The organism is Bacillus cereus group sp. N6, from assembly GCF_016483705.1.
Taxonomy (GTDB): Bacteria; Bacillota; Bacilli; order Bacillales; family Bacillaceae_G; genus Bacillus_A; species Bacillus_A wiedmannii.
On record NZ_JAEHBI010000015.1, the window covers coordinates 92,081 to 101,839 of the forward strand.

A 9,759-nucleotide genomic window follows, 5' to 3' on the forward strand; every position below is an offset into this window, starting at 1 on the left:
CCTTTTCTTTACATTGTTTTCTCTTTTCATTGCAAAATGTATGCCAACGTTCTTTCCCAGCATTCATCCTGCATACCTTCTATGTCGACATAAAAAATAAGTCTATAAAGACTCATCAAGAGTCCTTATAGACTTATTTTTCTTACACATTAGACTTTCCTTGTTCCCAAATCAACTCACCCGAATGAGAAATAAACTCCCCAACAGATTGTACTACTAAATCTGCAAGTGGTTCTAACGTTTGACGATCTCCTGTACCAGACAGTACTCCAATTGCATAGCAATTGCCACCATTTCTCGCTAAATATAAATCAGTTGGTGTATCTCCAACGACGGCTACTTCACATGCTTCTAAATGAAACTTCTCACAAAAAAATTCTACAATTCTTTTATCTGGTTTTTGTGCCGGAAATGTATCTGAAGCTACAACATAATCAAAAAAGGACTCTAATTGATATTGTTTCAAAAATAATTTTGTTGGTGCAAAATCATCAGCTGTCACAACACCTAAAATAAATCCTCTATCCTTTAAACCTTGTAAAATCCTCGGTAAATCCGCCGTCATTTTCATATAGGAGCGGTGTTCATACATAAGAGAAAATAATTTTTCACTTACCCACTCATGCATTTCCTCTTCCTTAGATGACGTAATATACTTACAAAGCCCCTTTGCTACATCGAGGCTTGTTCCAGCAGCTATTGCACTACGAGGATGAACAAATGCCCCATCCACACCGATTTCTTTTAATAAAGCCTGCTGCATTGACTGTGGGAGTTGATATAATTTTATACATTCAGCAACAAGCTCTTCAGCCACTTTTATCCAAATTGAATGAAAATCCATTAATGTCCCATCTTTATCAAATAGTATTGCCTTTACCTTCTCCATAGCATCCTACCTCTCGTTTCTTATCTCCTCCAGTGTATCAATAAAGTATGGATATAAAATAAACGAATTGTAAAAATACCATAAAAATCAAACTAACTTCCAATTTACAATTCCTCTATATAATAAAAAGGATGCCTTTACAGGGCATCCTCTTGTTGTTCAGGAACAAATAGTTCAAGACAATGATATATATTTTCGAATTCCATCGGTGCATCTCCACCGTATTCACCGTCTAAGTTAATCATTAGTTTATCTGGTGAATGCACTTTAATTCGATTTGCTTGTGTGTATAGTACTTTTGGATTGTTAATATGTTCACCACGCTGCGCTTGTGTTGCTGCTTTAATTAAGTCAGCAATAGAACCTTTTTTCAGTACTAATAAATCAAATAATCCATCGTTAATCGATGCATATGGTGCTACCTTTTCAAAGCCGCCCACTGAACGAGTATTCGTAATTAAAAACATCGTAATTTCTTCTTGTAGTAATTTCCCATCATACTCAATTTCAACATATGTTGGATGTAATGACGGTAACATTTCGATTCCTTTTAAATAGTAAGCAAGTTGGCCTAATACCGTCTTTAGCTTGCTTGGCACTTCATATGTTAATTCTGTAATACGGCCGCCACCAGCGATATTAATGAAATATGTATCATTCGCTCTACCAAGATCTAACGGAACTGTTTTCCCTTCACAAATAATATCCGCAGCCTCTTCAATAGCACGAGGTACACCGATCGCACGCGCAAAATCATTTGTCGTTCCAACTGGAATAATTCCAAACTTTGGACGATGTTCATGTCCTACTAAGCCGTTCACCACTTCATTTAATGTACCATCACCACCAGCTGCGATAACAACATCAAACTTACGATCCGCAGCTTGCCTCGCTGCCACAGTCGCATCTCCAGGACCAGTTGTCGCATGACAAGACGCTTCATATCCAGCTTGTTCTAATTTTTGTAATACTTCCGGTAAGCTCTTCTTAAATAGCTCGCGCCCAGAAGTAGGATTATAAATAATTCTTGCTCGCTTCATCATTTATTAGCACAGGAAATTTCTTTATATATTGAAAAAGAACATACCGAACTTCTATTCAGTATTCCCATGCCTACCTCCTCTCATCTTCCTATCCTTCTTTTATCTCGCTCAAACAGGCAGTAAGAACCCGATTCGTGTAGTCCATCAAAAGTAAATATTCATTTCAATGGTTTTGTTTTATTTGACAAAAAATTTATGTCCATCTATTTCCTCACAACAATTTACATATAACGAATAATAATTATCTATTATTTCATGAGATGAAAAAAACCTCTATGTCTAGATTTATCATTATTCCCACCTTTTTGCAACTATCATACCATAGTTGCTATACAAACATTTTTACACTTTTGACAGTTAATCAAACGTTTGTTTAAACGATCTTCTCTCATTTAAACAAACGTTTGATTAACCTAGAAAAACACCCATGTACGGGTGTTTTTCTGCTTAATCTTTACAAGTTACTATTATTATCGCTTATTAATCTCTTCAAGTAAGATTTTGTTAACAAGCGGCGGATTTGCTTGTCCTTTTGTAGCTTTCATAATTTGACCAACTAAGAAGCCAATTGCACGGTCTTTACCGTTTTTAAAGTCTTCGATAGATTGCTCATTATTATCAAGAATTTCTGTTACAACTTTACGAAGTGTACCCTCGTCAGAAATTTGAACAAGACCTTTTGCTTTAACGATTTCCTCTGGGTCTCCACCTTTTTCAATTAACTGGTTAAATACTTTCTTCGCGATTTTAGAAGAAATTGTACCTTTTTCAATTAATTGAACCATTTTAGATAAACCAGCAGGCGTTAATGCAACGTCTTTTAATTCTTTTTGTTGTTTGTTTAAGTATGCAAGCACTTCACCCATTAACCAGTTTGATGTTAGTTTCGCATCTGCTCCATCTTCAATTGCTGCTTCAAAGAAATCAGACATCTCTTTCGTTAATGTTAATACGTGTGCATCATAAGCTGGTAAGCCAATTTCTGCAACGTAGCGAGCTTTACGTGCATCTGGAAGTTCTGGAATCGAAGCACGAATTTCTTCTTTCCACTCATCATCGATGTAAAGTTCAACTAAGTCTGGCTCTGGGAAGTAACGGTAATCGTCAGATCCCTCTTTCACACGCATTAAGATTGTTTTCTTCGTTGCTTCATCATAACGACGTGTTTCTTGTTGGATGATACCACCAGATAACAATTCTTTCTCTTGGCGCACTTGCTCGTGCTCAAGACCTTTTTGTACGTAAGTGAATGAGTTTAAGTTTTTCAGTTCCGCTTTTGTACCGAACTTCTCTTGTCCAACTGGACGAAGGGAAATGTTCGCATCACAACGCAAGGAACCTTCTTCCATCTTACAATCAGATACGCCAGTGTATTGAATGATTGATTTTAACTTCTCTAAGTATGCATATGCTTCTTCTGGCGTACGCATATCTGGCTCAGATACGATCTCGATTAAAGGCATACCTTGACGATTGTAATCTACTAATGAACCATCAGCTGTATGCGTTGATTTACCAGCATCTTCTTCTAAATGAAGACGTGTAATACCGATACGTTTCTTTTTACCGTCTACTTCAATTTCAATCCAACCATTTTCACCAATTGGCTTATCGAATTGAGAAATTTGGTAAGCTTTCGGATTATCTGGGTAGAAATAGTTTTTACGGTCGAACTTCGTTTCCGTTGCGATTTCACAGTTTAATGCCATTGCAGCTTTCATTGCAAAGTTAACTGCTTCTTTATTTAAAGTAGGAAGTACCCCTGGGTATCCTAAGTCAATTACACTTGTTTGTGTATTTGGCTCCGCTCCGAATTCTGTTGGACTCGCAGAGAAAATTTTCGAATTTGTTTTTAACTCAACGTGAACCTCTAAACCAATAATTGTTTCTAAATTCATCTATGCTCGCCTCCTTACAGACTTGCTTTTTTTGTATGATAGTCTGTTGCTTGCTCAAACGCATGTGCAACGCGGTAAATTGTCGCTTCATCGAAGTGTTTACCAATGATTTGTAGACCAAGTGGCATGTTGTTAGCACCGAATCCACATGGAACAGAAATCGCTGGAACACCCGCTAAGTTTACTGGGATTGTTAAAATGTCATTTGCATACATTGTCATTGGATCATCAACTTTTTCGCCCACTTTAAATGCCGGAGTTGGCGTTGTTGGTCCAATAATAACATCGTAGTTAGCAAATACATTTTCAAAGTCGTTTTTAATTAATGTACGTACTTGTTGTGCTTTCTTGTAGTATGCATCATAGTAACCAGAGCTAAGTGCAAATGTACCAAGCATAATACGACGTTTTACTTCATCACCAAAACCTTCGCTACGTGTGTTTTTGTAAAGGTCTAATAAATTATTTACATTATCAGAACGAACACCGTAACGTACGCCATCAAAGCGTGAAAGGTTAGCAGATGCTTCAGAAGAAGATAATAAGTAATATGTTGCTAGAGCGTATTTAGAGTGTGGAAGAGATACTTCCTCCCAAGTTGCGCCCATACCTTCTAATACTTTTAAAGCAGCTAGTACTGACTCACGAGCTTCTTCGCCAACACCTTCTCCTAAATATTCTTTCGGTACAGCAATGCGTAAACCTTTAACGTCGCCTGTTAAACCAGCTAAGTAGTTTCCTACTTCAACGTTAGCAGAAGTTGCATCCATACGGTCAATACCTGAAATAGCTTGTAATAAGTATGCATTATCTTCTACTGTACGTGTAATCGGTCCGATTTGGTCAAGTGAAGATGCGAATGCTACTAATCCGTAACGAGATACGCGTCCGTAAGTTGGTTTTAAACCTACAACGCCGCAATATGCAGCTGGCTGACGGATAGAACCACCCGTATCAGAACCTAGAGAGAATAATACTTCTCCTGCTGCTACAGCTGCTGCAGAACCACCACTAGATCCGCCTGGAACGTAATCTAAGTTCCATGGATTTTTCGTAGCGTAGAAACCTGAGTTTTCATTTGAAGAACCCATTGCGAACTCGTCCATATTTAACTTACCGATTGTAACTGTGTCAGCAGCTTTTAGCTTTTGCACAACTGTTGCATCATAAATTGGATCAAAGTTTGCTAACATTTTGCTCGCACAAGTTGTACGAAGACCGTTAGTTACAATGTTATCTTTTACACCAATTGGCATACCGAATAATAAACCATTATCTTCAGCACCAATTTTCGCGTCTAATTCTTTCGCTTTCGCGCGTGCGTTTTCTTCATCTAATGTAAGAAAAGCTTTTACGTTATCTTCAACATCCGCAATACGTTTGTAAGATTCTTCTACTAAATCCGTAACGGAAATTTCTTTGTTGTTTAACTTCTTATGTAACTCTGATACGGAATGATCAAATAATGACATCGAAATTCCCCTCCTCTATTCTAATACTGCTGGAACACGGATTTGATTATCTTTGTGATCCGGTGCATTTTTTAATACTTCTTCGACTGGTAAACCTTTTTCTGGTACATCTTCACGCATAACATTTTTCATAGTTAATACATGAGTTGTTGGTTTTACATCAGTTGTATCTAATTCATTTAACTGTTCTGCAAATGTAACAATTGCATCTAGTTGTTTTTGAAATTTTTCAGCTTCTTGATCAGTAATTGCAAGACGTGCTAAATGTGCTACGTGCTTTACATTCTCAACGGAAATTCTTGACACGGCTAGGCCACCTCCATAATATATCGTTCAATCTACAATACTATTGATGATACCAAATTTTCAGTACTTCAAGCAAGTCAACACACGGCACTTACTGCATTTTTACATAAAAAAAGAAAGGCAAATGCCTTTCTTTACGATTTACTCTTTATCTAACGGTTTATTTTTCGGAAATCTCTCGTTATCTTCTTCATTATCACGAATTGTTTTTTGTAATACAAAACAAGACATCGTTAAAAATAATGTTCCAATTAAATAATATCCTTTTACACTAAGCGTTTCATCTAACGTATAAATTCCAATTAGCATACCTGAAAGTGCACAAACAAATGAAGTCCATTATCTATAAAAATCAAGATTCCTAAAACCGCAACAAACCGCTATATTACGCCATTTTGTACTATATCTGAATTTATAAACGGAAACATATTTCTGGTTATTTGTATCCAAATTGTTACCGCAAAAACTCAAAATTTAACTAATAAAAAACAAAAGAGTACAGCGTGTTAATAAAGTGGTGACACACTCTATTAACCGTCCGCCTAACCAACCTAGGCAAACACTTGCTGTAACTCTTTATGTACCCCATTTTACCGTACATAAGGGTTCCTCCGCAACAGTTTGCTTACATTCTGTGGCATTCTGTTGCTTTTTTGTTTTCGGAGGAGACGAGCTCTTATGAAAAAATTGACTGCCTATAATGCAGATGTTCAAAAATATATGCAACAAAATCGTTTAAGCACACAAAAGAAATATGAAATTATTGATGCTATGAGAAAACATATCTATAATACAAATCAAAGTTTTGAAAGTTTATTTCCTTCTCGATCTAAACGAAAAGATGTGATGGATTATATTATTTATTTACTTTCAGGAAATGGCATCTGCAAAATTTCTGCTGAGACATTAGCTGATAAAGCTGACTGTGCCGTAAGAACTGTGACCGCTACTGTTCGTGCATTAAAACAAACAGGGGAAATCCTGGTTGCTGGATTAGCTGATGGTAAGAATAAATATGTATTTGTATTAAAAACGCACCCTACTTTCACAACTATCATGAAAGAGGTATTTTACATAGATGCCGACCAAATTGCCGAACTGACTGCCGAACAGAAAAATGCTGAATCCCTTGAGACTGTAGGGCTAGAGACCGAAAAAACGGATTCTAACGATACTAACTCTATTAACTCTTCTAATTCTTTAAAACAAGAAAAAAATAATGATAAAGTATCCTTAATGGAATCCATTGAAAACGAGCTAAAAGAAGCACAACATGATAGACAAAAAGAGTTCAAAAGAGTCCATACGTATTTTGTGAATGCATATCAAGAAATGATGTACCATACAATCAAAGCTGGCACGTATCATCCTGTTCTAAAAACGAACGCATCGATTATCGGATTGCGTGTAGGTAGCAACTGTGATAAAAGCCTATTTCGTCTTGCATTCAATGCGCTAGGGAAGATTGATAGATTCCTAAAAAACAACGGTATTCTTACGGACAGTGTACAAGCCTTATTCACTAAAGTTTATACGACTAACATCCAGTTATCAAAAATGCCTAAAAAAATGAATGCAAGCCCTTCTGATGTACATAACCAAAAAGCGCCATTCGTTTTTTATAATTGGCTAGAAGATACTGGCCCAAAAGAGCCATCCACAAAGACAATAGACAGCTCTCTGGTTCCAGGTGTATATTACAAAATATCGAAAAAAGAAGCTGATGAGATGGGGTTGTATTAAATGTGTAAGCATACTAAAAACGATATATATGACAGAAGAGAGAGGAAGTCAAGAAAGAAAATGAACTCAACTTTCAAATGTTCCACATGTGGTGAAAAAGTAAGTATCCAAACACAATCGTACCCTTATTCCGCCTCTTTTTCTGTTTGTTTCGCCAGGAGCTCTCGCAATTTGCGCTGCGTTTCTTCATCCGGCAGGTACGTCAGTACCTGCTCATAATGGTGAATCGCCTTGTCAAATTGTTGTAACTCTTCATAGCATAATCCAAGTTCTTTATGAGGGTACCATGTTCGAAACACAATTTTATCCTGAGACCAAGAATACTCCACAGGTACTTCGATGGCAAGTTGGTACCAAAAAATAGCCGTTTGAAAATCTTGTTTGTTTTTAAAATATTCACCCAGCCGGCAACAAAAAACAGGTTGGGGTGTACGATACAAAAAGGATTGGAGGATTGTTTCTTGTTCGCGTTGCGTATCTTGTATAAAGTTGTAACAAGATGTTAATTCATTTAAAATAAACAGATGAAGTTCAGGAGAAATATGTGGCGTGTCTAAATATTTCTTGAACACAGAAATCGCATCTTTGTATCGATTATGGAACAATAGCTCTCTTCCGTAATGAAATAAATCATGTGGCGTTAATTTATTTCCACTGTCAAGATACCTTTCATACAAATCCAGGTTTCGGGGTTATGTTTGGTGTCATCATCATGCTATTACCTGATATATTAGAATGGATTATAACAGAGAATGTACCCGAAGTAATGTTTCATTTTTAGAACAAGGAGGCGGCAACCGCCTTGTTTTTTTCTCCTACTACACCACGTACACAAACGCTTCATTTGCAGTTATATAGAATGTTTTACCTTTCCTATTGTGTACCTTGTATTGAGGTGAACCATTTACACTTACTTTCGCATCAATTACAAATCCTAATCCTGCATTTACAGCTCCAGCAACATCTTTATCTTGCCAAGATGGCGAATGATAGAATCGTAGATTATTAACTTTAGAGATTACACGCGTCCCTACAATAGAGGCATCTACTGTGCTTTTCTTTTCAAACTTCACATAAGATGGCTCATATTTCATCCATTGCTCTCCACCAAGGTTTAACCAACCATCCTTTTCAGTCCACACAACATAAGATTCTGGTTTATTTAGCTGGCGAACCTTAGAATAGCTTGTACCAGGTCCTTTACGTACGTTCACGTTGTAACCTTCCATATAAGCAATACCATCTGTTACAGCCGCCCTGACTTCCGCCGGTTTAGATGGCTTCTCCGGCACAGAAACATCCACACTAGAATGATTGTATGCACGCCCGACATCAGCTCTAAATTGCGCTTCTGAAACTCCATGACTACGTAAATAATCAAGTGGATCTTCATGATCTGTTCCACCAAGGTATTTCGTTACATCGTAGTGAGTCCAAAGTCCTTTTTCCACTGATAGCTTATTATCTTTTAAGATTTTCGCTAAAAGTGTTACATATTTCTCATAGGAACGCTTGAACTTTGTATCATCTGCTGTCTCACACAATTCTACATGAACAAATCGTTTATTCGCTCCTGGTCCCGCTCCATACGCAATGTATTTAGTATCAGCAATTTGAATGGTTTCCTTCCAATCGACTGCATAATGAACGAATGCTGAACGCCATGTACGAGACTCATATTTTTGAATATGAATAGCTGGAGCTTCTGGAGTTGCCGTTGAATGAGCAACAACGCCTTCATAAGCACCTACGCCATAACGGTATGGTTGTTTTGGTAAATCAGGAATAATAAGCGTTCTATCAGCAAAAGTACTTGTTGCCATCGAAAATACAAGACACAATGTGAACAATATCCCTAGTAATCGTTTCATTTCTTTTCTCCTCCAATAGAAAAAGCACCACCGATTGGTGATGCTTCTCTTTATATTTTTATTTATCTGTTAACGTTGTTCCCCCATGATCACTCCAAATCCCTAGTGAAACACCAAAGGTGAAGATGTACGGTAATATTTCATCAATAAAACTCTTTGTTTCTATCAATCCTGCCTTCGCACAAATGAATCCTAGAAGGGATGCAAGTGCCACCCCTGTTTTCCAGTTACGGAATCGTTTTTGGATGTTTTCTTTTGTCATGTCTAATCCGTCTCCTTTTCGATTGTATCTAAACGTTTATGCGCTTGTTTCGTACTTTCCTCCACTCTTGTCACGCGTTCCCCGAGTGCTACCATTTGTTTTTCGCTTGCCTTTAAATCAATACGGATATCATCCACTCCTTTCCGAATATATCCCAGTTCCGCTTTTACCTCTGCACTTTGTTGTCCATCTGCTTTGATGGATTTGGACTTATTCAGTGCATAACCAAAATAACTGATGGCAAGTGATAGTACTGCAATCAGTACGCCAATTTC

10 protein-coding genes and 1 pseudogene are annotated in these 9,759 nt (G+C 37.2%); 1 reads left to right on the plus strand and 10 read right to left on the minus strand.

The window, feature by feature from the left end; translation table 11 throughout:
* Positions 1-142 precede the first annotated feature (142 nt).
* The 6 genes and pseudogenes from JDS99_RS13490 to JDS99_RS13515 form a co-directional block, all read right to left on the minus strand.
* Positions 143-889, minus strand: coding sequence for an HAD family hydrolase (locus JDS99_RS13490; RefSeq protein ID WP_199695216.1), 747 nt, complete (start codon positions 887-889; stop codon positions 143-145).
* A 137-nt stretch (positions 890-1,026) separates the two neighbouring features.
* A complete protein-coding gene (locus JDS99_RS13495; RefSeq protein ID WP_000977669.1) occupies positions 1,027-1,932 on the minus strand; it encodes a diacylglycerol kinase in 906 nt (301 codons plus the stop codon).
* Positions 1,933-2,402: 470 nt separating this feature from the next.
* Positions 2,403-3,830, minus strand: a complete 1,428-nt coding sequence (gene gatB / locus JDS99_RS13500) for an Asp-tRNA(Asn)/Glu-tRNA(Gln) amidotransferase subunit GatB (protein WP_199695217.1) — start codon at positions 3,828-3,830, stop codon at positions 2,403-2,405.
* Positions 3,831-3,844: 14 nt separating this feature from the next.
* On the minus strand, positions 3,845-5,302 hold the full coding sequence (gene gatA / locus JDS99_RS13505; protein WP_000051449.1) for an Asp-tRNA(Asn)/Glu-tRNA(Gln) amidotransferase subunit GatA: 1,458 nt from the start codon (positions 5,300-5,302) through the stop codon (positions 3,845-3,847).
* Positions 5,303-5,317: 15 nt separating this feature from the next.
* Positions 5,318-5,608 (minus strand): Asp-tRNA(Asn)/Glu-tRNA(Gln) amidotransferase subunit GatC, encoded by a 291-nt coding sequence (gene gatC / locus JDS99_RS13510; RefSeq protein WP_000086999.1) that lies wholly within the window; start codon positions 5,606-5,608, stop codon positions 5,318-5,320.
* A 141-nt stretch (positions 5,609-5,749) separates the two neighbouring features.
* Positions 5,750-5,947, minus strand: a pseudogene (locus JDS99_RS13515) (YiaA/YiaB family inner membrane protein); the annotation flags it as partial.
* A gap of 339 nt (positions 5,948-6,286) precedes the next feature.
* On the opposite strand from JDS99_RS13515, the gene JDS99_RS13520 reads away from it, so the two are divergent.
* The gene (locus JDS99_RS13520) at positions 6,287-7,351 is read left to right on the plus strand and encodes a cytosolic protein (RefSeq protein ID WP_199695218.1); all 1,065 of its coding nucleotides are present in this window, start codon (positions 6,287-6,289) and stop codon (positions 7,349-7,351) included.
* 125 nt (positions 7,352-7,476) lie between these two features.
* Here the strand turns inward: JDS99_RS13520 and JDS99_RS13525 are convergent, their stop codons facing one another.
* The 4 genes from JDS99_RS13525 to JDS99_RS13540 form a co-directional block, all read right to left on the minus strand.
* Positions 7,477-7,956 carry a tetratricopeptide repeat protein gene (locus tag JDS99_RS13525; RefSeq protein WP_199695219.1) on the minus strand — a complete coding sequence of 160 codons (480 nt, stop codon included), beginning with the start codon at positions 7,954-7,956 and terminating at the stop codon, positions 7,477-7,479.
* A gap of 213 nt (positions 7,957-8,169) precedes the next feature.
* A complete protein-coding gene (locus JDS99_RS13530; RefSeq protein ID WP_199695220.1) occupies positions 8,170-9,222 on the minus strand; it encodes an N-acetylmuramoyl-L-alanine amidase in 1,053 nt (350 codons plus the stop codon).
* Between the two features lie 58 nt (positions 9,223-9,280).
* Positions 9,281-9,484, minus strand: a complete 204-nt coding sequence (locus JDS99_RS13535) for a hypothetical protein (protein ID WP_199695221.1) — start codon at positions 9,482-9,484, stop codon at positions 9,281-9,283.
* A 2-nt stretch (positions 9,485-9,486) separates the two neighbouring features.
* Positions 9,487-9,759 (minus strand): hypothetical protein (locus tag JDS99_RS13540; RefSeq protein ID WP_199695222.1); only part of this gene is annotated, 273 nt, incomplete at its 5' end.